At 67.3% G+C, this 25,657-nt stretch carries 27 protein-coding genes; 11 read left to right on the top strand and 16 right to left on the bottom strand.

What is annotated here, in order from left to right; all coding sequences use genetic code 11:
• Positions 1-20: 20 nt before the first annotated feature.
• From ACFK0J_RS21110 to ACFK0J_RS21125, 4 genes are all read left to right on the top strand, one after another.
• A complete protein-coding gene (locus tag ACFK0J_RS21110) occupies positions 21-500 on the top strand; it encodes an Lrp/AsnC family transcriptional regulator (protein WP_378729806.1) in 480 nt (159 codons plus the stop codon).
• 131 nt (positions 501-631) lie between these two features.
• Complete coding sequence (locus tag ACFK0J_RS21115) at positions 632-1,378, top strand: PP2C family protein-serine/threonine phosphatase (RefSeq protein ID WP_378729808.1); 747 nt, start codon at positions 632-634, stop codon at positions 1,376-1,378.
• 206 nt (positions 1,379-1,584) lie between these two features.
• Entirely contained in the window at positions 1,585-2,370 is a 786-nt protein-coding gene (locus tag ACFK0J_RS21120) for a DUF4239 domain-containing protein (RefSeq protein WP_378729810.1), read from the top strand.
• Positions 2,367-3,260, top strand: a complete 894-nt coding sequence (locus ACFK0J_RS21125) for a hypothetical protein (RefSeq protein WP_378729812.1) — start codon at positions 2,367-2,369, stop codon at positions 3,258-3,260. The genes ACFK0J_RS21120 and ACFK0J_RS21125 overlap by 4 nt, the downstream gene beginning before the upstream one ends.
• A gap of 75 nt (positions 3,261-3,335) precedes the next feature.
• Here ACFK0J_RS21125 and ACFK0J_RS21130 read toward each other — a convergent pair whose 3' ends face one another.
• The 8 genes from ACFK0J_RS21130 to ACFK0J_RS21165 all read right to left on the bottom strand — a co-directional run bounded on the left by ACFK0J_RS21130 (position 3,336) and on the right by ACFK0J_RS21165 (position 10,980).
• Positions 3,336-3,605, bottom strand: a complete 270-nt coding sequence (locus ACFK0J_RS21130; protein WP_378729814.1) for a hypothetical protein — start codon at positions 3,603-3,605, stop codon at positions 3,336-3,338.
• 177 nt (positions 3,606-3,782) lie between these two features.
• On the bottom strand, positions 3,783-4,190 hold the full coding sequence (locus tag ACFK0J_RS21135; RefSeq protein ID WP_378729816.1) for an ArsR/SmtB family transcription factor: 408 nt from the start codon (positions 4,188-4,190) through the stop codon (positions 3,783-3,785).
• Positions 4,190-4,846, bottom strand: coding sequence for an SRPBCC family protein (locus tag ACFK0J_RS21140; protein WP_378729818.1), 657 nt, complete (start codon positions 4,844-4,846; stop codon positions 4,190-4,192). The genes ACFK0J_RS21135 and ACFK0J_RS21140 overlap by 1 nt, the downstream gene beginning before the upstream one ends.
• 70 nt (positions 4,847-4,916) lie before the next feature.
• Positions 4,917-8,015, bottom strand: a complete 3,099-nt coding sequence (locus ACFK0J_RS21145) for a lantibiotic dehydratase (protein ID WP_378729820.1) — start codon at positions 8,013-8,015, stop codon at positions 4,917-4,919.
• 15 nt (positions 8,016-8,030) lie between these two features.
• A complete protein-coding gene (locus tag ACFK0J_RS21150; protein ID WP_378729822.1) occupies positions 8,031-9,302 on the bottom strand; it encodes a lanthionine synthetase C family protein in 1,272 nt (423 codons plus the stop codon).
• Positions 9,303-9,313: 11 nt separating this feature from the next.
• The gene (locus ACFK0J_RS21155; protein ID WP_378729824.1) at positions 9,314-10,597 is read right to left on the bottom strand and encodes a lanthionine synthetase C family protein; all 1,284 of its coding nucleotides are present in this window, start codon (positions 10,595-10,597) and stop codon (positions 9,314-9,316) included.
• Between the two features lie 19 nt (positions 10,598-10,616).
• Positions 10,617-10,796: a hypothetical protein gene (locus ACFK0J_RS21160; RefSeq protein ID WP_378729826.1), complete on the bottom strand. Its 180-nt coding sequence runs from the start codon at positions 10,794-10,796 to the stop codon at positions 10,617-10,619.
• A 13-nt stretch (positions 10,797-10,809) separates the two neighbouring features.
• Positions 10,810-10,980: a hypothetical protein gene (locus tag ACFK0J_RS21165; protein WP_218469144.1), complete on the bottom strand. Its 171-nt coding sequence runs from the start codon at positions 10,978-10,980 to the stop codon at positions 10,810-10,812.
• 175 nt (positions 10,981-11,155) lie between these two features.
• Between ACFK0J_RS21165 and ACFK0J_RS21170 the strand changes: the two genes are divergently transcribed.
• The 3 genes from ACFK0J_RS21170 to ACFK0J_RS21180 all read left to right on the top strand — a co-directional run bounded on the left by ACFK0J_RS21170 (position 11,156) and on the right by ACFK0J_RS21180 (position 15,531).
• Positions 11,156-11,359 carry a hypothetical protein gene (locus tag ACFK0J_RS21170; RefSeq protein WP_378729828.1) on the top strand — a complete coding sequence of 68 codons (204 nt, stop codon included), beginning with the start codon at positions 11,156-11,158 and terminating at the stop codon, positions 11,357-11,359.
• Between the two features lie 4 nt (positions 11,360-11,363).
• Positions 11,364-13,313 carry an ABC transporter ATP-binding protein gene (locus ACFK0J_RS21175; protein ID WP_378729830.1) on the top strand — a complete coding sequence of 650 codons (1,950 nt, stop codon included), beginning with the start codon at positions 11,364-11,366 and terminating at the stop codon, positions 13,311-13,313.
• Between the two features lie 136 nt (positions 13,314-13,449).
• A complete protein-coding gene (locus ACFK0J_RS21180; RefSeq protein WP_378729832.1) occupies positions 13,450-15,531 on the top strand; it encodes a hypothetical protein in 2,082 nt (693 codons plus the stop codon).
• Here the strand turns inward: ACFK0J_RS21180 and ACFK0J_RS21185 are convergent, their stop codons facing one another.
• The 3 genes from ACFK0J_RS21185 to ACFK0J_RS21195 form a co-directional block, all read right to left on the bottom strand.
• The gene (locus ACFK0J_RS21185) at positions 15,532-16,545 is read right to left on the bottom strand and encodes an LLM class flavin-dependent oxidoreductase (RefSeq protein ID WP_378729833.1); all 1,014 of its coding nucleotides are present in this window, start codon (positions 16,543-16,545) and stop codon (positions 15,532-15,534) included.
• Positions 16,546-16,562: 17 nt separating this feature from the next.
• Positions 16,563-16,862, bottom strand: coding sequence for an ArsR/SmtB family transcription factor (locus ACFK0J_RS21190; RefSeq protein ID WP_378729835.1), 300 nt, complete (start codon positions 16,860-16,862; stop codon positions 16,563-16,565).
• A gap of 144 nt (positions 16,863-17,006) precedes the next feature.
• Positions 17,007-18,458: a M14 family zinc carboxypeptidase gene (locus ACFK0J_RS21195; protein WP_378729837.1), complete on the bottom strand. Its 1,452-nt coding sequence runs from the start codon at positions 18,456-18,458 to the stop codon at positions 17,007-17,009.
• A 52-nt stretch (positions 18,459-18,510) separates the two neighbouring features.
• Between ACFK0J_RS21195 and ACFK0J_RS21200 the strand changes: the two genes are divergently transcribed.
• The gene (locus ACFK0J_RS21200) at positions 18,511-19,116 is read left to right on the top strand and encodes a TetR/AcrR family transcriptional regulator (protein ID WP_378729839.1); all 606 of its coding nucleotides are present in this window, start codon (positions 18,511-18,513) and stop codon (positions 19,114-19,116) included.
• 66 nt (positions 19,117-19,182) lie between these two features.
• On the opposite strand, the gene ACFK0J_RS21205 is transcribed toward ACFK0J_RS21200, so the two are convergent.
• The 3 genes from ACFK0J_RS21205 to ACFK0J_RS21215 form a co-directional block, all read right to left on the bottom strand.
• Complete coding sequence (locus tag ACFK0J_RS21205) at positions 19,183-19,329, bottom strand: DUF1059 domain-containing protein (protein WP_218469150.1); 147 nt, start codon at positions 19,327-19,329, stop codon at positions 19,183-19,185.
• Between the two features lie 27 nt (positions 19,330-19,356).
• Positions 19,357-20,571 carry a diguanylate cyclase domain-containing protein gene (locus ACFK0J_RS21210; protein ID WP_378729842.1) on the bottom strand — a complete coding sequence of 405 codons (1,215 nt, stop codon included), beginning with the start codon at positions 20,569-20,571 and terminating at the stop codon, positions 19,357-19,359.
• 205 nt (positions 20,572-20,776) lie between these two features.
• Positions 20,777-21,307, bottom strand: coding sequence for a CGNR zinc finger domain-containing protein (locus ACFK0J_RS21215; protein WP_378729844.1), 531 nt, complete (start codon positions 21,305-21,307; stop codon positions 20,777-20,779).
• Positions 21,308-21,345: 38 nt separating this feature from the next.
• Here ACFK0J_RS21215 and ACFK0J_RS21220 point away from each other — a divergent pair, with 38 nt between their 5' ends.
• The 3 genes from ACFK0J_RS21220 (at position 21,346) to ACFK0J_RS21230 (ending at position 23,932) form a co-directional block, all read left to right on the top strand.
• Complete coding sequence (locus ACFK0J_RS21220) at positions 21,346-22,341, top strand: EamA family transporter (RefSeq protein WP_378729846.1); 996 nt, start codon at positions 21,346-21,348, stop codon at positions 22,339-22,341.
• 183 nt (positions 22,342-22,524) lie between these two features.
• Positions 22,525-23,187 (top strand): hypothetical protein, encoded by a 663-nt coding sequence (locus tag ACFK0J_RS21225; protein WP_378729848.1) that lies wholly within the window; start codon positions 22,525-22,527, stop codon positions 23,185-23,187.
• Positions 23,188-23,356: 169 nt separating this feature from the next.
• Positions 23,357-23,932, top strand: coding sequence for a hypothetical protein (locus ACFK0J_RS21230; protein ID WP_378729849.1), 576 nt, complete (start codon positions 23,357-23,359; stop codon positions 23,930-23,932).
• 6 nt (positions 23,933-23,938) lie between these two features.
• Here the strand turns inward: ACFK0J_RS21230 and ACFK0J_RS21235 are convergent, their stop codons facing one another.
• Positions 23,939-25,021 carry a hypothetical protein gene (locus ACFK0J_RS21235; RefSeq protein WP_378729851.1) on the bottom strand — a complete coding sequence of 361 codons (1,083 nt, stop codon included), beginning with the start codon at positions 25,019-25,021 and terminating at the stop codon, positions 23,939-23,941.
• 25 nt (positions 25,022-25,046) lie between these two features.
• A complete protein-coding gene (locus ACFK0J_RS21240; RefSeq protein ID WP_378729853.1) occupies positions 25,047-25,655 on the bottom strand; it encodes a hypothetical protein in 609 nt (202 codons plus the stop codon).
• Positions 25,656-25,657 lie beyond the last annotated feature (2 nt).

Consider the following 25,657-nt stretch of genomic DNA (forward strand, 5'->3'; position numbering starts at 1 on the left):
CCTTCACGCAAATTTATTGCGTGACCGCTCTTCCGCTGGACCATATCGATCACCGACTACTCGAGCTCGTGCAGGTCGACGCGACTCAGCCCTTGCACGAGCTCGGCGAACGAGTGGGTCTGTCGCCGAGTGCGGTTCAGCGCAGGCTCACTCGGCTGCGCGCGGGCGGGGTGATCACCGCGGAGGTCGCCGTGGTCGATCCGCGCGCCGTGGGGATGGGGCTCACCACCGTGGTGCTGGTCGAGTTGGCCGAGGACGACGCCGACGAATACCTCGCGTTCTGCGACCTCGTGCTTGCCGAACCGGCCGTGCAACAGTGCTATTCCGTTGTCGGCCAATGGGATTACGTGGTAGTGATGGTCACCGCGGATCTCGCCGCGTATCGCCTGATCTCCAATGACCTGTTCGTCCGGAACAAGTCCGTGCTCAGATACGAGACGCTGCCGACCTACGAACGGGTCAAAGCCCAACTCGCCGTGCCGTTGTCGCCGTCGAGCTGACCTGCGCTCCAGTGACCGAACCGTAATGATCTTCACAGGATCTGCACGGCTAACCGTGACCGACTGCACGGGTCGAGGCGGTTGACTGGACTAGTGCCGATCGGCACGGTCCCACCCGAGGAGGTCCGGCCATGTGCTCAGCACCTGCCACCGACGGCCCCGATCCCGACCTGGTCCGCCTCACCGGCGCGACATGGGAGTCGGTGAGCAGACGCGGTTCCCGTTCCCTCAACGCCGACGCGGCGGCCGCCGTGACCGATTCGGTCACCGGGCACACCGCATTCGTCGTCGCCGACGGCGTCGGCGACCACTTGTCCGCGGTCCGGGCAGCACGCACCGCGGCCGCGGTTGCCGCGGTGTTCGGCGCCCGCGGTGGCGCATCCGCCGGAATCCTTGCGGCCCAACGCGAATTGCTACGCCAGTTCGCGCAGTCGGCGGCCGACAGCGTCCTCGTCGTAGCCGTGCTGCCTACCGCCGACGGCCCCGATGCACCGTGCGACATAGCCTGGGTCGGCGATTGCCGCGCCTATCGATGGAACGGACGCGTCTTGCACCAGATCACCACCGACCACACCGTCGCCGAGTTCTGGCTGGCCCGGGGTCACTGCCCACCACCGCGCCTGAACCACCTCGTCACCACGTCGGTGCGCACCGTACGCGCCGCCGACATCGGCCGCGCCACTACAGGATCCAGCACCGGCCGACTGCTCTTGAGTACCGACGGTGTCCACAAACGCCTCGACATAGCCGCGATCAAGACCGTGCTCGCCGCCGAGGAATCCCCCGCCACCGTCGCGGAGACACTGGTGGACAACGCTCTTCGCACCGGCGGAACCGACAACGCCACCGCGCTCGTCGCCGACCGTCGCTTGCCTTGAACACGGGTCGAATCCGTATTTGCTACAAATTCGCTCGGCTTATTCAATATTGATCACACTTCGGTAACTTAGCCACCGTCAAGCAGTCGTCCAGGACTAATCTTCGATGGTTGCTGTCTAATATTCCCATGCCGGGGTCGCCTCGGCCGCTCAACCATGCACTCGGAAATCAGTTGTACCGACTTTGACCGGGAAAGCGGAGCGAGATGGCTCAAGAATTGCTCGTTGCGTTCGGCGCCGCACTGATCGCGGTGGGGGTATTCATTGTCGGCGACCGATTACGCCCGAAATCGTGGCGGCAGACCGGTGACGAGGCGTCCGGTCATCTCGCGCTCGACCTGGGCAAGACGTTCTTCACCGCGGTACTGGCGTTTGTCTTCGTGACCTGCTGGCAGCAGACCCAGAACGCACACAACCACACCATCGCCGAGGCGAAGGGATTGGTCGACGTCCATTGGGCGGCACACGCCATGCCCGGGCCGGAGCAGCAGCGGATCCACGCCCAGGTACGGTCCTACACCGAGCACGTCCTCACCGAGGAGTGGGCGCTCATGGAGCATCAGAGTCGCCTCAGCCAGTCCGCCGGAGACGCACTCCATTCCCTGCGCGACACCGTGGCGGCGGTGCACTCGCCGGAATCGACCGTCATGGAGGCACGGTCCCGAGCGCTGGCAGGTCTCGAGCGGGCCACCCAGGCCCGCCATGATCGCGCCGTCGATGTCGAGCGCGCCATCCCCGAATTCCTGTACATGGCCCTGCTTTTCGGGGCTGTGCTGGTGTTGCTGCACCCGGTGCTGACCGGCATGCAGGTCACTCGGCGCAGCGTCGCGATGACCGCTCTGCTCGGCATCGTGATCGGCGCGGCCCTGATGGCGGTGCACGACCTGGAGCGGCCGTTCTCCGGTGTGCTCGGCGTTCCGAAAGACGCCTTTGTCTATGCCGAGTCGCAATATCAGCTGGCCACCGGCGGACCGGTTACCAACGCCGAATGAGACTTCCACACATGACATCCGGCGGCATCGCGCCGCGAATGGCAAGGGGTGCGCGGAGCTTCGTCGTGGTGAGCGCGTTCGTACCCGCCGCGGTGCTGTGCGCGGGGCGGTCCGACGCCGAGGAGACGATCCCGCCGTGGTACAGCGATCTCGCGACCGGAAGCGCTGTACCGCAGGCTATTTCGACCGGAAGTGCGGTCGACGGCACACCGCTGGCGCTGGAGCCGCCGATACCCCTGGCCGCCGCGAGCGGAATTCCCCGGTTCGGCAATGTGACCGGCCCCGCAGCGGTGGGCGAGATTCCAGCGCCCGAGACAAGTCCAGCCGTCCTCGGGCTCGACAGCGGCAGCCTCCTCACGGCCTGCGCCGGTAGCGCGGTGACCGGAGGTGCGTTGCTCTTGCTCGGGTCGGCCACGGGCTCCGGCGTGATCGGGCCGGGGATGCTCGCCCCGCCGTGGTTGGCGATGGTCGGTTCGGCGGGTTCGGTGATGGTTCCGCCGGGCATAGGCTCCGGTTTCGGCTCGAACGGATCCTCGCTCGGCAGCGCCGCGGTCGGCAGCGCGGTCACCGGCAGTGCGATACTGACGTGCCTGCTGGCACTTGCCACCGTCACACCACCCCCACCCGCGCCCAGCTTTCCGCTCTTGATCCCGTCACCGGTGCCGAGTCCCCCGCTGTGGCCGGTGGCCGCACCCGTCGTCGCGCCCGGATCATCAATCGCACCAGCACCATTCGAGCGCACGGCGCCGTCCCCGCTCACCCAGGAAGCCGCCCCCGCCGCGGCACCCCTGGCATGGAACATCCTCGAAATCGTCGTCCTGCTCCTCGTGCTCGTGATCATCGCCTACCACGGTGCGACAGAACCCAACCGGAAGAAAGTCATTCCCTAGCCGAGTCGTTCCGAATCGGTTGGACCACGAAGGGGGCCCAACCAACTCTCACCGGATTACTCGGCCGATGACGGCCTACCTACCCCAGAGGGCATAGGGCGGGTAATGCGAATTGTCGAAGACGCATTTCCACTCGCGGATGGCGTGTTCGCGCTGAAACTGCTGGCCCGCGTCGACGCATCGCGAATTGGTGTTGTACCAGCCGATGAACCGCCAGCTGGCCAGTTCTCCTTCCGGTGCGAGCTGGGTGTGGCCGGGTGAGGCGACCGCTGAAGCCGGAGCGGACATTCCAGTGAGCGCCAGAATCGCGATCCCGACGGCCATGATTGCTGCACGTATGCGCATTGCTCTTCCTATCTCTGAAGGGTAGTCGAACCCCAGATGCCGATCGGTCGGCGACTGCCGATGATCGGCCTACCCGCACTGGTGGGACGAGCCTATGTTTCGATGATCGTTTCCATGATCGGAAACCGCGAATCTTAAGGGCGAATTAGGGTGGGCGGCATCGGGATTCGAGCGCCCTCAGGCGTGCCTGGCGTCCCGGCCACCGTCCTCCTCAGCGGGACGGAAGGACTCGGCTGCTCGCCGGGCACGGTGGCCGCGGGCGATCTCGGTGGCGAGGGCGTCGAGCGGCTGGGCGAACTGGGCCAGTGGGTCGGCCAGGCCGGTGAGCCAGGACTGGGCCGCCGCTACGCCGGTGGGGTCGAGAGTATAGAGCCGACGAGTGCCTTCCGCGCGGACGCGCACCAGTCCGGCATCGCGAAGCACCTTGAGATGCTGGGAGATGCCGGGCTGCGAAATCCGCGTGTGCCCTTGCACGGCGGCGACGACGGTGCCCGCGGGCTGTTCGCCGGTCGCCACCAGTTCGAGGATGTAGCGACGGACCGGGTCGCCCAGGGCCTCGAAGATCTTCGCCGGGGAGTGCGCCATCAGGACTGCGGGCCGTCCTCGGGCTCGGTGGTGTAGAAGACCACCGTCTGCTCCGCAGCCGCGTGCGCGGTGGCCGGGTCGTCGCCGTCACCGACGGCCGCGTCCGCCCAGGCGACGGCCGCCGCCCGGATGAACTCCTTGCCTTCGGCAGTGGTGTGAATGGTCAGCGCCGCAGCCCGATCCATCGCCGCACCGCTCGACAGGTACAGGTCCAGGCCCATCAACGCGAGGTCCCAGCCGACACCGACAGCGCCGGGACCGTATTGCGACCACAGGTCCGGGTCGACCGGCGCCTCGTGCACCAGTTCCAGCAGGGTGCCCTCGTCGACGGGGCTCAGCGTCACCTCCAGCCAGGACACCTGCGGGCCCATCTCCCAGGTGACGGCGAACCGTCGTGGCTCCTCGCACTGCTCGACGACACCGTTGGCGTTGCCCTCGATCTGATAGTGACCGCCGAGCTTCAACTCACCGCTGACCGGCAGGAACCAGCGCGGCAGTCGCTCGGCATTGGTCAGCGCGTCCCAGAGGTCGGCTCGGTCGGTGGCGTAGCTACGCCGGGCCACAGCGATCTTGGTCGGTGCGCCGTCCCGGGAGCCGGTACGGACTTCGCGGGCGACGAGCCCGGCGGTGGCGGCGGGGTCGGTCAGCAGGGGCATAGCATCTCCTTAGATAAGTTTCTGCTTATATTAGCTCCCGCACCGCTCCGCCGCTATGGGTTCGTCCGCACTACGAACGCAGCGGCGCGTGCCGCAGGCTCTCCCCCGTCCGCCACAGCAAGCCGAGTACGCGTTGCTCCGGCGGATGGCCACAACCGAGCAGTCGGTTGCAATGCATGTGCACGAAGCTGCGCGCCAATTCCAGCCGCGACCGGCCCAGTTCGCCGCGATCGGCTAGAGCGTCGAGACGGGAGGCGCTCGCCCGCACGTGGATTCGGCGGCGCGCGAGCACCGCGGCGATCGCGTCCCCACCGGGTTGATCGGACAACCACCCGGGATCCCCGAGCATCGACCGGAGGATCGGCTGCTGACCGCGGTACTCCTCGGAGGTGGCGCGTCGATCCAGCACCCCGCGCCGGAAGAGCTCGTCCCGCTCCGCCTCCGCCAGGCCGAGCGCGGCGACCAGGTCGGCCACCGTGTACACGCCGAGCAATGTGCGATCCAGCTCGATCGCCCGCTGATCGATCAGCGCCAGCAGGTCGAGCACGGCGACGCTGTCGGCGGCGAACAAGTCCTCGGCCACCGCCATGCCCGCCGCGCCGCCGTAACGCTCCACCTCCTGGTCATAGGTGTCCAGGCCCACCCGGCGGCAGAACCCGTTGGCCACCAACGCGTTTCCCCACCGCAGCAACGTGGGTGCCAGTTTGTCCGCGAGCTGGTCGGCAGCGCCGTGCCAGCGAATTCGAAGGTGCGGATCGGGATCGGCATACCGCATGAAGAACCAGCTGTCCGCCGATCCGTCCGCGACGACCTGCGCGCAGAACGTGCGGATCGGATCGGCGAGCAAATCCTCCTCGAAGGTCGGCACGTGGTAGAGCTTCGCGAACAACCAATCGCTGCCCGGTGGACGCAGACGTTCGATACTCGACGACCGGGCGGCGTGCATCGACGCCCGCACCGGCTCGGCCGCGGGTTCGACGGCATCGAGCACCACCGGCACCACGATTTCACTGACGTAGTGCCCATCGGGCCCGCACAGCCACGCCTGATCCGGCGCGGGCAATGCTTCGTCCAGGTACAACCGGCCACCGGGGGTGCGGCGGGCCTCGACCCGGAGCTGTTCGACCTGGTCAGGGGCGTCGAGATCGAGCAGCAGGCGGTGGTCGGCCATCGTCAGGTACACATATCGCGGCGGCTGCCACCGGTCCCGCCATGCGGCGAAGGTTTCCGCGAAGGACTCGGCCAGGTCGTCGGCGTTCACCCGCCAGCGGGCCGGTGCCACAATGATCCGGCCTACCTGAACCCTTGGCAGGAAGGGGAATCCGGCCACCGGACCCCAGTCGAAGGTGGCGGGTACCGCCCGCCCGCTGCGGTTGATCTCGTCCAGAAAACGCACGACCGCCGGTGCCGCCTGCGAATTGAGCATGTGCCCCGCGCAGGCGACGACCTCCTGCCCGGTCCGCGGCCACCGCACCACGAATCGGTCATCCCGCAGGCCGACAACCAGTTCGGCCAACGGAACCACTCGGTCGGACCGACCACCGGCCGTCGTGTCGAAGGCGAGCTCCCACTCCCGCACCAGCGGCCGGATCGTCACGTTCGCCAGTCGGCCGGGTCTCGGCAGATAACTGACCTCCGCCCACAGCCTTCCGGGTCGGCAAGCGGCCTCGGCCGCCGCGGCGGCCCGCAGCGCCGCATCCGCCGCTGGCCCGATCAGGTCGGCGAAGCGGCCGAGCACGCGCCCGGCCGCCGAAGCACCCATATTGGGACCGACCACAACTCGGAAGTCCCCGGCATCGACCGCCGCGGCCGACTCGGCGACCACGAACAGTGAAATATCCATGGAGGTAGGAGCTTTCGCCACGTCGAGCGGTTGTAACTCCAATGCGGCAATCGCGGCCGCATCGAGCTCGACCACCTGCCTGCCATCCTTGATCGCGTTGAGCGCCAGCTCGGTAAGTGTGCGCTGGCGCAGCTGCCGTCGGCTGTCGTCCGGCGTGGTGTTGTCGAACTGACCTGGGCCGCCGAGCCCGATCTCCGGGTCGAGCAGTTCCAGCAGCCCTACCTCACGTTCGGCTCCGTAGCGATCGAGGAAGGCGGTGCGGTAGCTGTCCAGATGGGTCGGGCCGGTCGGCCACGAGGTCAGCCGTAGCGTGAGTTCGGCGGCGCGGGCCGCTTCGGTCGCGACCGCCCGGCTGATCGTTCGTCCGGCCAGCGGTGTGCCCATATCCGTCTGGAACGGGCCTTTGGGCGTCGGCACCGAATGCACCGCCTGAGCGCGGTCCACCAGCTTCGGAAATCGGGCTGCGGCCTGGTCGTTGTCGAGCCGGTCCCAGGCCGCTAGTTCGTCGAGCAGTTCGCCGAGCGCCACCGCGTCATCGGAGGCAGCTGGGATCTCGGCGAGCCTGCGCGCCACATAGCGGGCCGGTTCGGCGGCGGTGAGTGGCGGCCGCAGGTCGGTCAGCAACAGGGTTTGTTCCCACAGCTGGTCCAGCAGCCGCTCCACCTTTTCGGTGGTCGCTCCGCACACACCGGTCAACTCGGCGACCAAATCGCTGTAGGGCAACGGGATTCGCGCGCACTCCAGTGCCCGCCGCACCGCCGCGGTGGCTCGTAGCGACATCGGCCGACCGGGTTCGGCATCGTCGCCGATGGGGGTGCGCTCGCTCAGGAACACCCGGTCGGCTTCGACGAACGCCGCGGGATTCGTGAACAGGCGCAGCCGCGAACGTACGTCCGCGCGCTGCTCCATCGTGTGCACGAAGTCGAGCAGCCAGCCCATGTCCGGCCTGGTGCGCACGATCCGAGGCGCGTCGGCGATGGCCAGGTCGGTCTGGTCACCCCAGCCCGCGAGTCCGACACCGGCGAACAGGCCGAACGGTGTCGGCCTACTCGACATCCTGATCAGGTACCGCTGGAGTTTGCCCGCCAGCCGCCTGCGGGCGCGTGCATCGGCGACCGGCCGTTCCAAGGCGCGCAGCAGGTCGCCGCCGCCCACCGCGAGCGCCCGCTGCATCCTCGGGTCGGCAGGCACCAGCGTGCCCGGCGCGGTCTCGATCGGCCAGTCCGGTGTCGCGGCGCCACCGAGCGCCAGATACTCCTCGATCGGCAGAAGCGGCGCGCGGACCAGCAGCCAGTCCAGCGGGCGATACAGCTTCGATCCGGTCATCGCCATCTCATCTCCTCAGGCCAGCAACAACATTCGGTCCCAGGTCGGCGGCACATCGGTACCCGCGGCGAGCAGGGCGAGGGCGGGTCCGGCGGCGCCGTCGAGCAGGCCGGGGCGGTCTTGCGGCTCCTCGCCGGAAAAGCGGAAGCCGAACGGGTATCCCGGGTCGTAGAGGTCCAGCAGCAGATCGGTCAGGGCCACGGTGGCCCGGGCAAATCTCGCGTCGCCGGTGTCCTGGGTGAAGCGCGCGGTGATCTGCAAGAGCCCGGCGATGCCGTGGCACAGTCCAGGTGAGGTGTCGGGGTCCGGCACCGAGGCGAGGCGCAGCCACGCGGCGGCCATCGCGTCCACCGCGAGCGCCCGCAGCTCAGCGTCATCTATTGCCTTGCCCGCCAACCACAACGCCCGGGCGACTCCCGGCCCGCCGTAGCACCAGGCGTTGCGCGGAGCCGGTGCGCCGACCGCCGTCCCGCGAGGTAACGCGACCCCTTTCGGCCAATTCGGCCCGTACTCGTCATCGACCCGTTGTGCCGCCAGCCAATGCGCGACGGTGGTGATCGATGCACGTTGTCCGGCAACGGGAATGCCGTCGAGTTCGGCGAGCGCCAGCAGTGCGAGCGGGCCCGGCACACCATGTGCGAGACCGCAGTTGAGCACACCGCTGGGAAACGATTCGGCCATCGGGGTTCCCGGAGCGATGCGCGATGGCGGGGTGTACCAGTTGGGTACGCCGGCATCCCAACGGCATACGGCCACCAAAGCGGTCAGCACGGCCCGCAGGGCCTGCTTCGCCTCGGCGATCTCACTGCGCCGCAACAGGTATGCGCCGATCCCGGCGAGGCCGGAAATGATGTCGAAGGCTTCGAACGGCAGTCCGCGCGGCGCGTGTGTCACCGCATCCGCGCGGGCAGTGGCGTCGCGGATGACGAGGCGGTCCACATCCGCGAGCAGGTGCCGGTAGCGGGCGCCGTCGCGGGACAAGGTCGCGGTCGCGAACGCTACCCCGGCAAGCCCGTCGAACAGGCCGGGAAAGCCGAACCCGGCCTGCGCGATATCGCCGACCGCCGCGCCGAGACACCGGTGGGCGGCCGATTCCCAGTCGTGCCCGGTGAACTGGCCGAGTAACAGCGCGCAGCCCACGGCCCCGGACGCACCGTCGCGCAAACGGGTCGACCGGTGCGGCGCGGGCGGCAGACTGTCCGGCGTGGCGAGGCGAGCAGCCACCTCCCGCGCCACCGCGACGGCCCGCGCCGCGGTCGCGGTCGGCACCACACTCCCCCAAGTCATTCGGTCTCTTCTCAGGCCAGCAGCAACGTGCGGTCCCACTCGGGTGGGGCGTCGGTGGCAGCGGCGAGCAGGGCGAGGGCAACCCCGGCCGCACCGTCGAGCAGACCGGGATCGTCTGTGGCTGTGCCGTTTTCGGTGAGCGCGGGGTATCCGAACCGTCGGTGCGGCTGGAACATCGCCAGCAGCCGGCCGGTCAGGGTGGCGGCAGCGGCCGCGAACACCGCCTCGCCGGTGTCATGCGCGAACCGCAGCGTGATCTGCAGCAGCCCGGCCACCCCGTGGCACAGGCCGGGCGAGGCATCGATGCGCCGAACATCCGCCGGACGACGGAACACCGCGGTCATGCTGTCCACCGCGAGCGCGCCCAATTTCGGGTCCGCCAGCGCCGTCCCGGCCAGCCACAGCGCTCGGGCAACTCCAGGACTGCCGTAGCACCATGCGTTGTGGGTCGGACCGTAGGCACGCGGCGTGGCTCCGGTCGCGTCCGGCATGGGGATTCCGGTGGGCCAGTTCGGCCCCCATTCGTCGTCGCTTCGATGGGTGGCCAACCAGTGTGCCGACCGCTCGATCGCCGCTTGCTGGCCTGGCACGGAGATGCCCGACATCTCGGCCAGCGCCAGCACCGCCAGCGGGCCCGGGACCCCATGCGCGAGGCCACAATTGAGCACGCCGTCGGGATAGGAACGTGATATCGGCGTGTTCGGAATCATCACGGAGAACGGCGTATGCCAGTTGGGCAGTCCCTCGCTTTCACCACAGAGGCCGACCAGCCCGGTGAGCGTCTCGCGCAACGCGGCCTCGGTTCGCGGTTCATCTCTGCGGCACAACAGGTATGCGCCGATGCCCGCCAACCCGGAGATGGCGTCGAACGCGGCGAACGGCAGCCCGGCCGGGGCTCGGGCGACCGTGCGGCCGAGTTCGCCCGCCGATGTCGCGATGGCGCCGTCCAAGCCGCTCAGGAGACGTTGATATCGGGTGCCGTCCCTGGACAGCGCGTGGGCCGCGAACGCCACCTCGCACAGCCCGCCGAACAAGCCGAGCACTCCGCGCTCGGTCTGCTCGACGGTCCGTGCGGCGGCGGTCAGGCGGGTGTGCGAGCGCCGTGCCCAATCCTGCTCCGGCAGTGACCGGTCCAGCTGACCGAACAACACGGCACGCCCCGCGTTGTGCGGCGGAACCGCCGATTCGATGGCGCACAGCCGTTCGCCCACTTCCATGGACATGGCGATGGCCGAGGCCGCCAGGTCCGCGGGCAGCACGCTCCGCCACGCTCGCCCGGCGGCGTGGGATTCCATCTGGATTCCTCCCGACCGATCAGCAGTACTTGGTGCAGCGTGGCGGGTGCTCGGTGTTGCAGGCAGAGCCACAGGTCGCGCAGTGCGAGTCGGCACACGTTTCGAAATCGGATGTCCTTGCGGCCATGGCCGGGTCGAGCAACCGGACGGCGTCGCCGATTCGAATATCGAGATCGAACTCATCAACTGGTGCGGACATATTCATCCTTCTTTCAGCAAGTCCGTTCGGTGGTCTTGCACATCGGGTAACTACTACATTCATCGGTGGGGCAGACGGCTTCGTTGGTCCGCATCACCAGCGGAGTGAGCTGGTCATTCGGATTCGGTGCCGGTACGTCACCCAGGCGAATATCGAGATCGAACTCGTCTACCGGAGCGGACATTTTGTTCCTTCCCCGGCGGCCCGATTGCCGCCGCGTGGATTGCACGCCTACCACCGTGCGGCACGCTGGACCCCCAGCGATAGAGGAGGTGACCGGGAATGTCCGGGACGTTTTCCCGAAAGTTCCCGGCCGTAGTCCCTGCCGATCGGGAGGGCCGCCGAGCGAGCCTGGTGTGGTGCCACTACCGCGAACGACCCTGGAGGACAAGGTGAAAGCCACGCTCGACGCGTTCGACCTGGACATCCGGCTCGGCAAACCGGTCCGCGCCGCGGGGCTGCCCGGAGCGGGCGACCCGCCGACAACGGATCCGAACCCGGACTCGCACGAATACACCTGCGGCAGCCTCTGTGTCAGCCAAGGGCCAGGGTGCCTGAAGTAACTCCATGACGTCGGCTGCCGACCGCATGACGAAAACCCAATTCGCCGATGCGCCCCTCGTCGGCGTGGACGAAATGACCACACCCAAGTGGATGACGGTGGATCAGCAGGTCGCCAACGCCGGACTGTGGCGAACTTTGCTGGCACTGCCCGCCGGTGCGCGTGTGGTAATCGGCTTGGCCTGGCACGCCTCTCGACGATTGACCATCCTCACCGCTGTCCTCGCCGTCGCGGGTGGATGCGCGACCGCGTTCGGCCTGCTGGCCACCGCCGACGTGCTGACCATGCTGCTCGCGCAAGGCCCGACACCACAGCGTGTGGTGTCCGCGTTGCCCGCGGTGGGGTTGGTCGTGGCGGCACTCGCCGCACGCGCCCTGATCGACAGTGCCACCGCCACCGCGCAAGCCGTGCTGAAGCCCCGGGTCGAGCAGATAGCGCGGGACAAGGCGCACACCGCGATCGCGCGGGTCGACCTGATCGCCTTCGAGGACAGCGAATACGCCGACCTGATCCGGCAGGGCCTGCAACGCGGGATGGGCAGCATCGCCCGCTCGGTCGACGCGATCACCAGCGTGTCCGGCGCGCTCATCCATGTCGGGGCCGCGGTGAGCACGGCGGCGGTGCTGCACCCCGTGCTCGCACCGTTGGTGCTGTTGGCCGTCGTCCCCGATATGTGGGCTTCGGCGCGGGCGGCGAAGCTGTCCTATCAGTCTTACGTCCGGATGGTGAGCCGCCACCTGCGCACGGCCATCGCGAGCGAACTGCTGTCGGACCGGGACACCGCGGCCGAGCTACGGGCCGGTACCGCGGGCCCGGCCTTGCTCGCCGAGTATCGGCGGATCAGCGAGCAGATCACCGAGGAAACCAGCCGGGTCGAATTGGCAAGGGCGCGCGTGCGTTTGGTCGGACGGACGATCGCGGGGGCCGGCATGGGGGTGGCCTTCGGCGTGCTGGGCCTGTTGCTCTACCTCGGCGCGCTGCCGCTGGCCATGGCGGGCACCGCGATCGTGGCGATGCGGATGGCCGCCGCCGCACTGTCGCAGACCATGGTCGGCGTCAACAGCCTCTACGAGAACATTCTGTACCTCGAGTTCTACACCAACCTGCTCACCCAAACCGAACAACGCACCCGCCCGCCATCAGCGACCCGCGCGCCCACCGATCCACGCGAGATCACCCTGCGCTCAGTGTCTTTCACCTATCCCGATCAGGACGAACCTGCCGTGCGCGAGGTGAACCTGACCATTCGCCGCGGCCAGGTCATCGCGTTGGTCGGCGAGAACGGCTCGGGCAAGAGCACGGTCGCCAAGCTGATCACCGGCCTGTATCTGCCGACAGCAGGGCAGGTGCGCTGGGATGGGGTCGACCTGTCCACGGTCGATGAGCAGTCGATCTACCGGCACGTCGCGATGGTCATGCAGGATCCGGCCCGCTGGCCGATGACGGCGCGGGACAATATCCGCATCGGCCGGATCGAGCGCGTCGACCCGAACGACCTCGTGTTCGCGGCGGCGGCGCGCGAGTCCGGTGCCGACACGGTCATCGACGAGCTGCCCTACCGCGAGCGCACGGTCCTCTCGCGCCGATTCACCAGAGGCAGAGACCTCTCAGGCGGGCAGTGGCAGCGGATCAGCGTGGCACGCGGGCTCTACCGGGACGCGCCCATCCTGGTGGCCGACGAACCCACCGCGGCCATGGACGCCAGGGCCGAGCACGCGGTCTTCCAATCGCTGCAACACCTCAGCCGTGGCAACGGCCGAAGCGCGGGCAATCGCACCACGATCCTGATCACCCACCGGCTGGCCAACATTCGACATGCCGACAAGATCATCGTGATGGACCGCGGTCGCGTCATCGAAGAAGGCACCCATGCCGAACTCATGATGCTGGCCGGAACCTACGCCCACATGTTCGGCCTGCAAGCCGCCGCCTACCAGCTCGAGCCGAGCAGCTGAGCCGCAGACGTCCATTCCAGCCGACTGGACCGTCGGTCGGCGATACATTGAATAGGTCCCAGCCGAGCGCTGTGCGGCTCGGCGAGTTCGGAAAAGTGTTTCCGGATGTCCGGAGCACGGACGAAGGGGCTCTGTCATGCAGCGTGACGAGACGATCCGGATTGCCGGGCGTCGGGCCAGATCTTTCCTCGAACATGTAGTGGCAGTATGCATAGCGGTGGTACTGCTGCTCGCCACGGGATGCACCTCGGGTTCCGACGACACGGCCTTCCGCTTCGAGGTGACGGAAGGACTGAACCTCAACCACCTCACCCGCGATGGCGACAGTGCGGCCCATCTGCTGCTGCGGTCCGGCCGAAATCCGCGCATCGTGGTGGCGTTCCCCGCCGGAAACAGCGGGGTCGGGCTCTGGTTCGAGCCGCTGGCGAACTCGGCGGAGTGGGTGCTCGACAGCCAACCCGAGGCGGAGACCATCAAGGATCCGCGCGGACGGCCGCTGCACGGCATCCGCTTCGAAGCCTCGATCGCGGCGCCGGAGGTGGCGCTGAAGCGCGCCGTGCTGTCCAATGTCCGTGTCCTGCGCGACTACGACCAGTTCGGTTTCGTGCCCACCGAGATCCCGGTCGCCCCAACGACTTCGGACAACACCGTGACCTGGGCCCGGGACCGCTTGGATGGCGCGCCCGGTTACCGCCTGAGTCTCGATGTGCTCGACGGCACGGTAGCGGCCGGGCGGACGATCACCGCGGGCGCCGACGGCCGGATCAAGCTCCGCGTCACCGCCGCGACCGGCGACACCCCGCTGACACCGCTGTCCGGGAGCGCCCTACTGAACGGCCGCGAGCGAAACCTCGACAGCGCGAAGAACACGCTCACCTTCCTCAGCTACCGAGAGAAGTTTCTCGCCGGATCGTGGCGGTTCAATACCTATTTCGGCCGCGACACGCTGATCTCGATGATGCTGCTGAAGCCGGTGCTGGCGCCAGACGCGCTCGAGGCGGGCATCCGCGCTGTGCTCGCCCGGCTCGGTCCCGAAGGACAGGTGGCGCACGAGGAGGCGCTGTCGGAATTCGCGATCCTCACCCACAAGCGAGAGACCGGCACCCTCAGTGACACACCGATTCTCGACTACAGCATGATCGACGGAAACTACCTGCTGGCACCGGTGGTCGCCGCCTATCTGCTCGACGATCCGGCGGGAGCCGAACGCGCGGCCGCTTATCTGAACTCTGACGCCGCGCCGCTCGACAAGACCACCGCGTCGATCGGCCAGGCCCTGGTCCGCAATCTGCGGCTCGTCCTGTCGACCACCGAGGCGTTCGCGGGCGATCCGCGCTACGAGAATTTGATTGCGTTGCGAGAGGGGCGCGATGCCGGTCAGTGGCGGGACAGTGGCATCGGGCTCGGCGGAGGCCGGTATCCCTATGACGTCAACGCCATCCTGGCCCCGGCCGCGCTGGAGGCAACCGCTCGGCTGCTCGACAACGGAGTGCTCGATCCTTTCCTGAACTCCGACGACCGCATGGAACTGTCCCTCGCCGCCGCCGCGGCGAAAACGTGGCGCGCCGAAGCGCCACGTCTGTTCGCCGTGACCATCGACGCCGGGCAAGCCGAAGCCGCCATCAGCTCCTACGCCGAAATGCTCGGCGTACCAGCACAAGACGCGCTCGCGGCGGTCGACCAGAGCCCGGTCACCTTTCCCGCTGTCTCGCTCGACGCCGCCGGTACGCCGATACCGATCGCGCATTCCGACGACACCTTCGACCTGCTGTTCGGCTCTCCCCCGCCCGAAATCCTGGACAAGCAGGTGAGCACGCTGTTCCGCCCGTTCCCCTTCGGACTCATGACCGGAGCCGGGCTGGTGGTCGCCAATCCGGTCTTCGCCGACCCCGGGCTCCAGGCGCAGTTCACCAACCGCGACTATCACGGCACGGTGGTGTGGTCCTGGATGCAGGCCGCGCTGGCCAGCGGTCTCGCGCGCCAACTGGACCGTACCGATCTGCCGGAACCCGTGCGCGACCGCCTCCGCACCGCCCAACGCACCCTGTGGCAGGCGATCACCGCCGCCGAGCCGATGTCGAACTCGGAACTGTGGAGTTGGCGTTTCGCGGACGGCCGCTACCAGGTCGCGCCCTACGGCGCCAACGAAGGGGACGTGACGGAATCCAATGCGGCACAACTGTGGAGCAGTGTGTACCTGGCTATCACGCCGCCGTAGCTAGTTGACGGCAGGCTCGGGCGAAGCTGCGGCCATGGCCGTGCCGGTGAGCTCGACGGAGCGCACGCGGTCCTCGATTCGGGTGGCGTGGTGGGCGAGAATCAGCTCGTCGGCCTGGATCGAGGCGGCGAACTCGTCCAGATAGTCGCGCACTTCGGTCGGTGTTCCAGTGGCGGTGTAGCGGGTCATCGACGCGAGCTGACGGCCGTTGGGCGAGGCGAGGAACGCGTCGATCTCGGCGTCGGTGAAGTCGGCGCCCGCCGCACCCCGCTTGATCATCAGCCGGGCCCGCGCGCGGTAGGCGATCGTCTGCTGCGCTGCCGCGTCGTCGGCGTTCTCGGCGGCGAAGACATTGACTCCCGCCATCACATACGGCTCGGCCAGTTGCTCCGACGGCCGGAAGGTTTCGCGGTATACGGCGACCGCTTGGTGCAGCGCCTCGGGGGCGAAATGCGACGCGAAGGCGTACGGCAGGCCGAGCTGCGCGGCGAGCTGCGCACCGAACAGCGACGAACCCAGAATGTAAAGCGGCACAATTTCTTCCGCCCGCGGCACCGCCCGCACGCCCGGCACCCGCGAGTGCCCCGACAAATACCCTTGCAGTTCCAGCACATCCTGCGGGAAGGAATCCGCCGACGCGGGGTTGCGGCGCAGCGCCAGCATCGTCTTCTGGTCGCTACCCGGCGCCCGGCCGAGGCCGAGGTCGATCCGGCCGGGGAACAGCGTCGCCAAGGTGCCGAACTGTTCGGCGATCACCAGCGGTGAGTGGTTGGGCAGCATGATGCCGCCGGAACCGAGCCGAATGGTGTCGGTCTGTGCCGCGACGTGACCGATGAGCACGCTGGTGGCACTCGACGCGATCGAACGCATGTTGTGGTGCTCGGCGTACCAGACGCGGCGGTAACCGCTGCGTTCGGCGGCCCTGGCCAGTGCCACGCTGTTGCGGAAACTGTCGCGCGCGGTCTGGCCGGGTGCGATCGTCGCCAGGTCGAGGATGGACAGAGCAGTCGGCATGAGAAGTGCCTTTCAGGTCAGAGAACGCGGTGCAGTTGTTCGGTGAAGGCGCGGATGCGGGCGTCGTCGCGGCGGTAGTAGGTCCACTGCCCGCGCCGGGTGGCGTTCAGGAAGCCGACACGCTGCAGGATCGCCAGATGCACCGACATGGTCGAGGCCGAGGTGCCTGCCTTCTGCTGGATGAGACCGACGCACACGCCGAGTTCGGCCGTCTCATCGGCTCGTCCCGGAAAGTGCGTCTGCGGGTCCTTGAGCCACTCCAGGATGCGCAACCGGGTCTCGTTCGCCAGGGCCTTGCACTCGTCGAGCACGCTCACCACCCTTCGGTATTTCGCTAATTAACGAACTTACGCCTGGAGTGCTGGCGGGGCACCATGACGCTGCTCACTCGTCCCCGCACCGGCTCCGCCGTCCTGTGTAGCGCGCGGCGCGGCAATTACATTCCGGTCGCGGACAAACCGTCAGATCGGCAGACCGTCCCGCAACCTGGTCGCCGCGGTGACGATGGCGCCCGACTGGATCGCGACCAACCGATCCAGCGGCACCGCCCGACCTGGCGCGTTGCGCTCGATATCAGCGCTCCACCCCTCGAATATCGCGGCGACGCGCGCGCGTTCGGCGGCCAGTTCCGGCGACGGATCCCGCCGCACCTCCTCATCGAGCAGGCGCAGCAGCATGCCGCCGCTGCGCAGGCGGTGCAGGCCGGTCCAGACGTACTCCTCGGTGAATACCTCACCGCGGGTCGCGACACGCTGCTGATCGGCTGCCGCATCCTTGGCCGCGGCCAGATCCAGCAGGTCCGTCAGCCCGGCCCGCAGCGACCGTTCGAACGGACTGCGCCCGGTCGCCCGGCCACCCAGCCGATCCAGCACGCCGGTCACGAGGTCGACGAGCTCCCGGCATGCCGTTGCGGCGGCGCGCATTACGCTGCCGACGGAGCGGTCGCTCGCCGCCGGGTCGGTGATCCGCGGATCACCCCACAGCGGTAATTCGACGACCAGTACCGCTGTCCCGTAGGCAGCCGAGTAGTCCCGGCTGCCACCGCCACCGATCGACGGCACCGGATCCACGCCGACCGCCACCAAGGCGTCGGCCATCTGCGCGAACGTCGGTAACTCGAAAACGCCCGGCGCCCAGCTCTTCGCGCCGGGCGCGTCCGGCTCGCCTTGATACAGCGGCACATTCGCATCGGCGAGCAACTGGGTCAGCGCCGCGTAATACCCGGCGTCACCGCCGGTGGTGTAGAAGAACCCGCCACCGAAATCGGCGTTGTGCAGCGACGCGATCAGTGCGGGACGGGTGCGGTCGATGAGGGCCATCAGCGCCTTGGTCTCCGGAAGCGCCACACCGACTTCGGTGCCCTGCCAGGTGATCGGGAAACACCATTCCGGTTGTTCGGACCCCGCCGGGCGGTAGAAGTCGCGGGCGACAGCGGTCCTGGTCATCGGTCCGGCGAACCACCCTTCGTTGAGTCGAGTCCCGTCCGGATCCACGCAGAGCACGAAATGCCAAGTGGCGCCGAGGGTGTCCGCGTCGCCACGAGTCAGCCTGTGCAGCAGATGCTGGATCGTCGCCATCCCGATGGGTTCGTTCGGGTGCGGATTGCCGAGTACGACGAGGTGCCGCTGCCCCGAGCCGATCCGGACCTCGCGGATCGGATCGCCACCGCGGGAACGCCCGATCTCCTCGACGGTGACCACGCCCGGATGCGCGGCTGCCAACCCATCGACGAACTTGTTCAGCTCGTCGACCGTCGGGAACGAGTCCATCCGCTCCACCGGCCCGACGATCTCGGCTACCTCATCCACCACGCGCACCTTGTCCTCCTCGTCGCCGCGTCCGCAGCCGGTCGACGCGGCAGCAACGCCTGCGGCAACCAGGGCAAACAGTCTGCGTCTTGCCAGTTCGCGCATCACGACTCTTTCGATAATCTGATTATTTCAATAATGAGATTATCATCAGAGGATGAAGCGCGCTCAGATCCGGCAGAACAACCGGGAGGCCCTGATCACGGCGGCGATCACCGAGATCGCCGCCCACGGATACCAGTCGGCCAGGCTCGGCGATGTCGCCGACCACGCGGGCCTGACCACCGGCGCGATCTACTCGATCTTCGGCAGCAAACGAGCGCTGCTCATTGCCGCGATCCACCAGATGGTCGCGGAATATCACGAAACCATGCGCCCGCTGGCCGATCCCGCGCTGACGCTCGACGAGGTGCTGCGGGGCTACGCGGATGCGGTACTCGATGCCACAGGAGACACCCGCGCCCGGGAGTACTTCGCTTTCGAACTGGAAACATTGGCCACCGCATTGCGGGACCCGCAGCTGATGGCGGACGTCGACGCGCAGGTCCCCAGCGGCCTGGAACTGCTGCGGGCGCTACTCACCGATCGCGTGATCGACCCGCCCGGCGACCGCGGCACCACCGCCGAACAAGCCGCCCGGTTGGCCCCGGCCGTACACGCCCTGGTGAACGGCTTCGCCCACCGTGCCGTCATCGATCCCACCGAGGTGGACCGCGCCGACGTCATCGACGCCCTCACCGCATTGAAAACGCTCGTCGCCTGAGCACCGCGCGGATTATCGCCGTGCGGCCCATCACCTTCCGCGGCAACGGGCCGCACGGTTCGTGAATCAGTAAGCGATGAACAGGATTTCGTCGCGGGAGTAGTCGTGACCGGGGTGTTTCTCGGCCAGGTGGGCCTGGGTCTTCGCCACCAGGTCGTCCTCGTCGGTTCCGACGATGGCTTCTCCGCAGGGGCAGTTCAGGTTTCGCTTCATCAGCCGTCCTTCCTCTCGATGACGAGTCTAGGCGGGCGGTGCTATCGAACCGCTGGGCAACCCGGCGTCATCGCGGGGCGGCGCGGTGTGGATCTCGGGTGCGCTCGCCGAGGCACGTTTCGGCCGGTTCGGTGGTGGCTCGTCCTGACCGGCGATCGCTACGGCGTTGCCGCCGCGTCGTTTCGCCCGATACATCGCCGAATCGGAGCCGCGCAGCAGTCGGCGGTAGGTGGTCTCGTCGTACGGTGTATCCCGGCGCGACGTGTCGAGGACCGCGACGCCGACGCTGGCGGTGATCCGCACCGGAAGCTCGGACATCGTCTCGATCGCCTCGCGTAGCCGCTCGCCGACCATCGCGGCGTCCCCGCGCAGGCGCCCGACGACCACGAACTCCTCCCCGCCGGTGCGCGCGACGAGGGTGTGGGGTTCGACGGCCGCGAGTATCCGCTGCGCCGTTCGGATCAGCACCTCGTCGCCGAACGCATGGCCGAAGCTGTCGTTGACGGCTTTGAACCGGTCCAGGTCGAGCGTCGCGACGTACACCGCCCGGCCCTGGCAATGGCCGATGTGCGATGCCAGGTAGGCGTCCAGGCCGCGCCGGTTCAACAGCACGGTCAGCGGATCGGACAAGGCGTCCATGCGCAGCAGCCAGTGGCAGAACTGCACGAACGGGAGAATCACGCCGACCACGACGAGCATGACCAGGATGACGGCAAGGCCCAAGGCGAGATCTTCCGGCCGATGACCGGCATTCGTCTGCCCGGGGTCGGCCAGCGCTCCGGTGTACATCAACCACGCCAACATCACGCTCGTCAGGAATGTCCACCCGACGTGTAACGCCAGCACCCGCGGTCCGTGAAACACGGTCACATAGCCGCCCATCGCCATCAACAGAAAGACGCCCAATACCCCGACCACGCGGTCGTGCACCAGCAGGTTGTTGGCGGTGGTGTCGATATCGAAAAGCACGATCCAGACGAGCGACTCGGTTTCGCGCGGCCACGGCAAAAACCACCAGCGCACCGTCCACGCCCCGGCGACAACGGCTTCGACGATGCCTTGTATTTCCCCCACCGGCCCGGCGACATCGCCCTGCGCGATCGAGGCGAGCACCGCGATCACCAGCATGACCAGCCCACCGGCACCGAGCATGAACTTGAATCGGCCGAGCGCGCCATGGGAACCGAACGTTTCGACGAGACCGCGGTAATCGACCGGGTCTCGCCACCATGTTCGAAACATCGATCGATTATCGGCCATTCAGTTACCGCCCTCGAGTCGACAACGGACCCGGGTGTACCCGGGGATTACCCTGGTCATCCAACTTGGCGTGCTAATCGACGTTAAGGCGGTTTTTCATATTCTGCAATGTGAGATCAGCACACTATCCGTTCGGATACCGACGGCCTATTCTCCTGGTGGATTTCCGCGGGCCTCGGCGGGCCGGTCATTTCTTCCTCGCCCGGTAGGCTGCCACGGCGTTACGGTTCCCGCACGCGGTGCTGCAGTACCGGCGAGATCGGTTGCGGGACAAGTCGAGAACGATCCCCTCGCACGCGCTGTCGGCACAGATGGACAACCGGCTCAGCTCATCGGAGCGGATCAGGTCGATCATCGCCATCGCGGTCTCGACCGCGATCCGGACCGGAAGCGGCGCCTCGGCGGGCACCGCGTGAATGTGATAGTCGATGTCGCCGTGCCGGACCAGCTGCGGCACCGCCCGATGCCGCGCCAGGGACTCGTTCACCAGCCGCACCGCCGTATCGCGGTCACTGGTGAGCATCCGGCGTAGCGGCGCACGCAAGGCCCGCACCGCCGCGAGCTCCTCGGCGTCGCCGGTGTGTACGCCGGTGTAGGTGTGCCTGACGAAAAACTCGTCCAGCTGGGCGATTTCGGTGAGCGTATCCGGGTCCTCCGCCGAGTTCACCAGCTCAACCGCGGCCATCAGCGCAGCCTCGGTGTCATCAGCAAAAGTCATGTTGACATATTACCCCCTCGGCCATACCGTCATTACCCATGACGACGATGACTCATGACATAGCGGTAGCTCGACGGCTCAGATCAGGACTGCTCTTCGCGATGTTGTCCGCCTCGTCGTTCGGACTCTCCGGTCCATTGGCCCGCGGTTTGATGGACGCCGGTTGGAGCTCCGCGTCCGTCGTCGCGGTCCGCGTGCTGGTGGCCGCCGCGGTGCTCCTGCCGATCGCCGCCGGCCAGCTGCGCGGAAATTGGCAACTGTTGCGCCACAACGCATCCCTGATCACCGCGTACGGCCTGGTCGCCGTGGCGGGCACCCAGCTGGCGTACTTCAACGCCGTCGCCCACATGGCGGTCGGGGTGGCGCTGCTCATCGAGTACACCGCCCCGATCGCCGTCGTCGGCTGGCTGTGGCTGCGGCACCGCCAACGCCCGGGTGCCGCGACGGTCGCCGGTGCCGCACTGGGGATCACCGGCCTGTTCCTGGTCATCGACCTGAGTTCCGGCCGCACCACCAGCTGGGTCGGCATCGCCTGGGCACTGGCCGCCATGGTCGGCGCGGCCGCGTACTTCGTGCTCTCCGCCCACGGCGACGGCACGCTACCGGGCACCGTCCTGGCCGCGGGGGCTCTCCTCATCGGCGGACTCGCCCTATTGGCAGCGGGCGCGGTCGGCATCCTCCCCCTGCATGCCACCACCGATCCCGTCGTCTTCCAGCACTTCACCGTCTCTTGGTGGCTGCCGGTGCTGGCCCTCGGCGTGGTGACCGCCGCTCTCGCCTACGTCTCCGGCATCGTGGCCACCCGCCTCCTCGGCTCCCGGCTCGCCTCCTTCATCGCCCTCTTCGAGGTCCTAGCCGCGCTGGCATTCGCATGGGCGCTGCTCGACGAGGCGCCCCGCGCCATCCAACTCCTCGGCGGCGCACTGATCCTCACCGGCGTGATCGTCGTCCGTCGCGGCGAGCGCGCTGCCGCCTCCGCAACGACCACCGAACAGCTCGACCTCGAGCGTCCGGTGCTGACCGAGGCCCGGTAACCGGTCGATCTTGTTTGCCGTCGCCGCCGCGGGCTATCTAGTCGGTGGCGGCGGTTCGGAACTGAAGTGGCCGGGATCACCTGTGGCACAGCGTGACGGCCGTAGGCTCGGTCGTGTCGACCGGATGGTCGACAGCTGAGACGTTGTCGCAATGGGTAGTGCCGACCGGAAGGGCGATAAGCAATGCTGCGAAAGTTCCTCGATCAGGGTGTCGTCTCGTTGATCGACAAGTCGGCGCGGGTGCAGGCACCGCTGGTGCGCAAGTACACCGGGTTCGTTCGGGGCAGGCACCCCGGTGCGTCGCCGGAGCAGATCATCGAGCGACTCGAGAAGCATTACCTGATCGCGGTGACCGCCAGCGGCGTGCTCGTCGGGTTGAGCGCGGCCGTCCCGGGCGTGGGCACCCTGATCGGGCTCGGCGCTGCCGGTGCCGACACCCTCTTCTTCCTGGAGGCATCGACGGTCTACGCCGTCGGCGCGACCGAAGTTTCCGGCAGCAAGGCGACGGCCCCCCGCCGTCCGCTCGTCTCGGCTGTCGTGCTCGGCCAAGCCGGGACCGAAGCTCTCGGCACGGCGGGACGTTCGGCCAAACAGTGGGACACCAGGTTGGCGAACAAACTGCCGATCATCAGGAACATGGACGACTCGCCGATCAAGCGGTTCCTCGTCCAGTTCATCGTCAAACGCGGTGCACTCGCCTTCGGCAAGGTGATCCCCGCCGGTATCGGCGCGGTCGTCGGTGGTGTGGGCAACAATGCCCTCGCCCGCGGGGTGATCAAGAACCTGCACGAAGCTATCGACGAGGCGGACCACCCGGAACAGCCGGTTTCCGCGCTGGACGCCTGACCCGGATGGACAGCGGCTCCCACGTGGCGCGCGTCGCCGCGTGGGGGCCGCTGAAATCATTCGTTCGAACGACTGGTCACCCGATTCCCGCGGTTCCTAGCATAGGAGTACTCAAATGCCCGGAGGCGCGGCGTCTTCGGCGTAGATCTCCAGATGCCCGAGGGTTCAGATGGCCATTCTGCACGGTAGGACCGAGCCGGTCGCGGTGGAAAACGAGCTCCATTCAATTTTCGAGCGCTTCATCCCCGGCCGGTGGACGTGCCTGGTACCCGGCGAGATGACAGTCACGCACAGCGGATTGTGTTTCGTCTATTTCGACGATCGCTTCCTGCAGCTGGGTTACGGCATTCGTGCGGGTCTCACACCCTCGCCCGGAGTGTTCGACGTCATCGCGAAATACAACGGCGACAATCCCTTTGTGCACGCCTGGCTGTCACCGCACGTGAGTAGCGGCAGCGACGAATGGAGCGTCATGTGCGGCTACAAAATGTTCTATCACTGGCTGACGCTCGACCGCATGCACAACTTCACCTTCCAGATCATGCAATCCCAGGACCACGTCGTCACCGAAATGTCCGGCGAGCTGGCACCTTTCGGCGGATATCCGTTCTGGAACCCGGACGCGAGTTTCCCGGACGTCACCGACCCCGCCGAGCGCATCAGGCTCGCCGGGTTCTCCCTCGTCGCGTCCCTGAAACCGGTGGTGCGCGAAATGGTCGAACACGCGGCGAGCTCTGATCGTTGACCTGACTCAGGCCGGATCCGTCACCAGTACGAAGAAACGAGCCGCACCGTAGATGCTGTCGTTGGACTCATCGGTGGTGATCATGTCGAAAGCGTAGATATCGCCCGGCTTTTCGCCGTCATACGGTGCGATGGTCAGCGCGACGGGGATGTTCTCGCCGGGTTCCAGGCAGATACCGAGCTCGTGGCTCGGGTCGCCGTTGTCGTCGATGGTCACCGTCTCCATCGGGTCGTCCGGGCAATGGTGTGTTGCCAGACCCGCATGCGTTGCCAGGCCGGCCAATTGGGGTTCGCCCTGGGTCAACTGAAGCGCTTTCAGGGCGACCTCGGCTTCGAGCGTGCAGCGATCGGTGGCCGGCACGCCCACCATTACGGTGCGGGTCTCGGTGCTTCCTACCGTCCGATACACGATGTCGAGATTCAGCTGTCCGTGTCGCCGGTCGCAATATGGCCGCACGTCGCCGATGCCGAGCGGCTCGCCTTCCGAAGGCGTGGCGGCGATTCCCTCGTCACTGGAGCCCTCGGTGTACACATTGGCGATAAGGCACGTGTGACCGTTGTTGTACTGCAACTGTTCCGCGTTCGGAGTCCAGGTTTCGCGGCCGACGAGCACCGCCATCTTGGTGGGGTCATCCGGGTCGGCCGGGTTCTGCGGGGGCACCTCCTGGGCGCTGTGGATGAGGTCCGTCTTGAACGACACCTTGCTTCGGTCGGTGGTGCTGTTCGGGAATCTCCGGATCGCGGCAGCGGATCCGGAGCCCGCGTTCAAATCCGCAACCCATGCCTCCAGGGTGATATTCCGGCGATAGGTCACGTCGGTGTTCCGGACCCGGACAACGAGTTTGTAGGCGGTCCCGATCTCTACCTTCTGGACGATGAGATCTTTGCCGTTCCAATGTTCCGGCTTCTTCCACAGTTCCAACTCCCCGATCGGGACCAGCCGGATATTCGGGCTCACCCAGAACGCGAAGACAAAGTTGCCTTGCGTGTCCTTGGGGATCGGGCGATCGCCGTTATCGATCGTCGCGACGTTGAGTCCGATGTGCAGACCCTTGGTCGTACCGCTGCCTACGCCTTCTGGACAGGTCATTGCATTTCTCCCTTGTTGTGCTGGTTCAGCCGGCCGCGCACGCGACCTGCAGGCTGTTGATCTGGATGGAGGAGGTGGTCGAGCCGCTCTGCCCGTCGGCGTAGATGAAGTACGACGAGGCCGGGTCGATGCGGTGCCCATTGGCACTCCTGGTGACCGTGAACGGGATCTCCCCCGCCTGGCCGTCTACCCGCGCCACCACGATCGAGCTCTGGGCGCCGCGGGTGTCGATGCGGTACAACGTCACCTGCAGCACGCCGGGCCCAATGGTGCGTCCGGTGACCGCCAAAGAGGACACCAGTCCGGCCGCCGGCAACTGCACCTGCACCGCACCCGAGGCGTCCGCCCCCGCCAGCGTGTGCGCGGTGCCGATATTGCTGAGATCCCACGGCGCTCCGCTCGTCGTGACGAACAGCGGTGGCACCGTGATCACCCGCTCACCGCCGCCACCGGCCGCCACCGCGTTCAATGCCGCGCTGACCTGCTGGAAGCGGTCCTCCAGGGTGTCGAGGTCGGCCTCCAACGCCTGGAATCGAACGTTGAATCCGTTGTCTCCGCCCGCGGTCACCCGGTCGCGGGCGTCGACCCAGGGTTGATGTTTGAAGGTCTTCGTGAAATTGATGTTGAAGGGCACGA

Origin of the sequence: Nocardia brasiliensis (assembly GCF_042691675.1) — a bacterium.
GTDB classification, from domain to species: Bacteria; Actinomycetota; Actinomycetes; order Mycobacteriales; family Mycobacteriaceae; genus Nocardia; species Nocardia brasiliensis_D.

What these genes read in the sequence shown, in the direction of transcription:
- ACFK0J_RS21235 (WP_378729851.1), bottom strand. Translation starts at nt 25,021, where the DNA reads ATGACCTGTCCAGAAGGCGTAGGCAGCGGTACGACCAAGGGTCTGCAC.
- ACFK0J_RS21180 (WP_378729832.1), top strand. Translation starts at nt 13,450, where the DNA reads ATGCAGCGTGACGAGACGATCCGGATTGCCGGGCGTCGGGCCAGATCT.
- ACFK0J_RS21220 (WP_378729846.1), top strand. Translation starts at nt 21,346, where the DNA reads ATGACGACGATGACTCATGACATAGCGGTAGCTCGACGGCTCAGATCA.
- ACFK0J_RS21230 (WP_378729849.1), top strand. Translation starts at nt 23,357, where the DNA reads ATGGCCATTCTGCACGGTAGGACCGAGCCGGTCGCGGTGGAAAACGAG.
- ACFK0J_RS21155 (WP_378729824.1), bottom strand. Translation starts at nt 10,597, where the DNA reads ATGGAATCCCACGCCGCCGGGCGAGCGTGGCGGAGCGTGCTGCCCGCG.
- ACFK0J_RS21125 (WP_378729812.1), top strand. Translation starts at nt 2,367, where the DNA reads ATGAGACTTCCACACATGACATCCGGCGGCATCGCGCCGCGAATGGCA.
- ACFK0J_RS21150 (WP_378729822.1), bottom strand. Translation starts at nt 9,302, where the DNA reads ATGACTTGGGGGAGTGTGGTGCCGACCGCGACCGCGGCGCGGGCCGTC.
- ACFK0J_RS21120 (WP_378729810.1), top strand. Translation starts at nt 1,585, where the DNA reads ATGGCTCAAGAATTGCTCGTTGCGTTCGGCGCCGCACTGATCGCGGTG.
- ACFK0J_RS21210 (WP_378729842.1), bottom strand. Translation starts at nt 20,571, where the DNA reads ATGTTTCGAACATGGTGGCGAGACCCGGTCGATTACCGCGGTCTCGTC.
- ACFK0J_RS21130 (WP_378729814.1), bottom strand. Translation starts at nt 3,605, where the DNA reads ATGCGCATACGTGCAGCAATCATGGCCGTCGGGATCGCGATTCTGGCG.
- ACFK0J_RS21140 (WP_378729818.1), bottom strand. Translation starts at nt 4,846, where the DNA reads ATGCCCCTGCTGACCGACCCCGCCGCCACCGCCGGGCTCGTCGCCCGC.
- ACFK0J_RS21205 (WP_218469150.1), bottom strand. Translation starts at nt 19,329, where the DNA reads ATGAAGCGAAACCTGAACTGCCCCTGCGGAGAAGCCATCGTCGGAACC.
- ACFK0J_RS21165 (WP_218469144.1), bottom strand. Translation starts at nt 10,980, where the DNA reads ATGTCCGCTCCGGTAGACGAGTTCGATCTCGATATTCGCCTGGGTGAC.
- ACFK0J_RS21215 (WP_378729844.1), bottom strand. Translation starts at nt 21,307, where the DNA reads ATGACTTTTGCTGATGACACCGAGGCTGCGCTGATGGCCGCGGTTGAG.
- ACFK0J_RS21115 (WP_378729808.1), top strand. Translation starts at nt 632, where the DNA reads ATGTGCTCAGCACCTGCCACCGACGGCCCCGATCCCGACCTGGTCCGC.
- ACFK0J_RS21195 (WP_378729837.1), bottom strand. Translation starts at nt 18,458, where the DNA reads ATGCGCGAACTGGCAAGACGCAGACTGTTTGCCCTGGTTGCCGCAGGC.
- ACFK0J_RS21160 (WP_378729826.1), bottom strand. Translation starts at nt 10,796, where the DNA reads ATGTCCGCACCAGTTGATGAGTTCGATCTCGATATTCGAATCGGCGAC.
- ACFK0J_RS21225 (WP_378729848.1), top strand. Translation starts at nt 22,525, where the DNA reads ATGCTGCGAAAGTTCCTCGATCAGGGTGTCGTCTCGTTGATCGACAAG.
- ACFK0J_RS21200 (WP_378729839.1), top strand. Translation starts at nt 18,511, where the DNA reads ATGAAGCGCGCTCAGATCCGGCAGAACAACCGGGAGGCCCTGATCACG.
- ACFK0J_RS21185 (WP_378729833.1), bottom strand. Translation starts at nt 16,545, where the DNA reads ATGCCGACTGCTCTGTCCATCCTCGACCTGGCGACGATCGCACCCGGC.
- ACFK0J_RS21145 (WP_378729820.1), bottom strand. Translation starts at nt 8,015, where the DNA reads ATGACCGGATCGAAGCTGTATCGCCCGCTGGACTGGCTGCTGGTCCGC.
- ACFK0J_RS21135 (WP_378729816.1), bottom strand. Translation starts at nt 4,190, where the DNA reads ATGGCGCACTCCCCGGCGAAGATCTTCGAGGCCCTGGGCGACCCGGTC.
- ACFK0J_RS21175 (WP_378729830.1), top strand. Translation starts at nt 11,364, where the DNA reads ATGACGTCGGCTGCCGACCGCATGACGAAAACCCAATTCGCCGATGCG.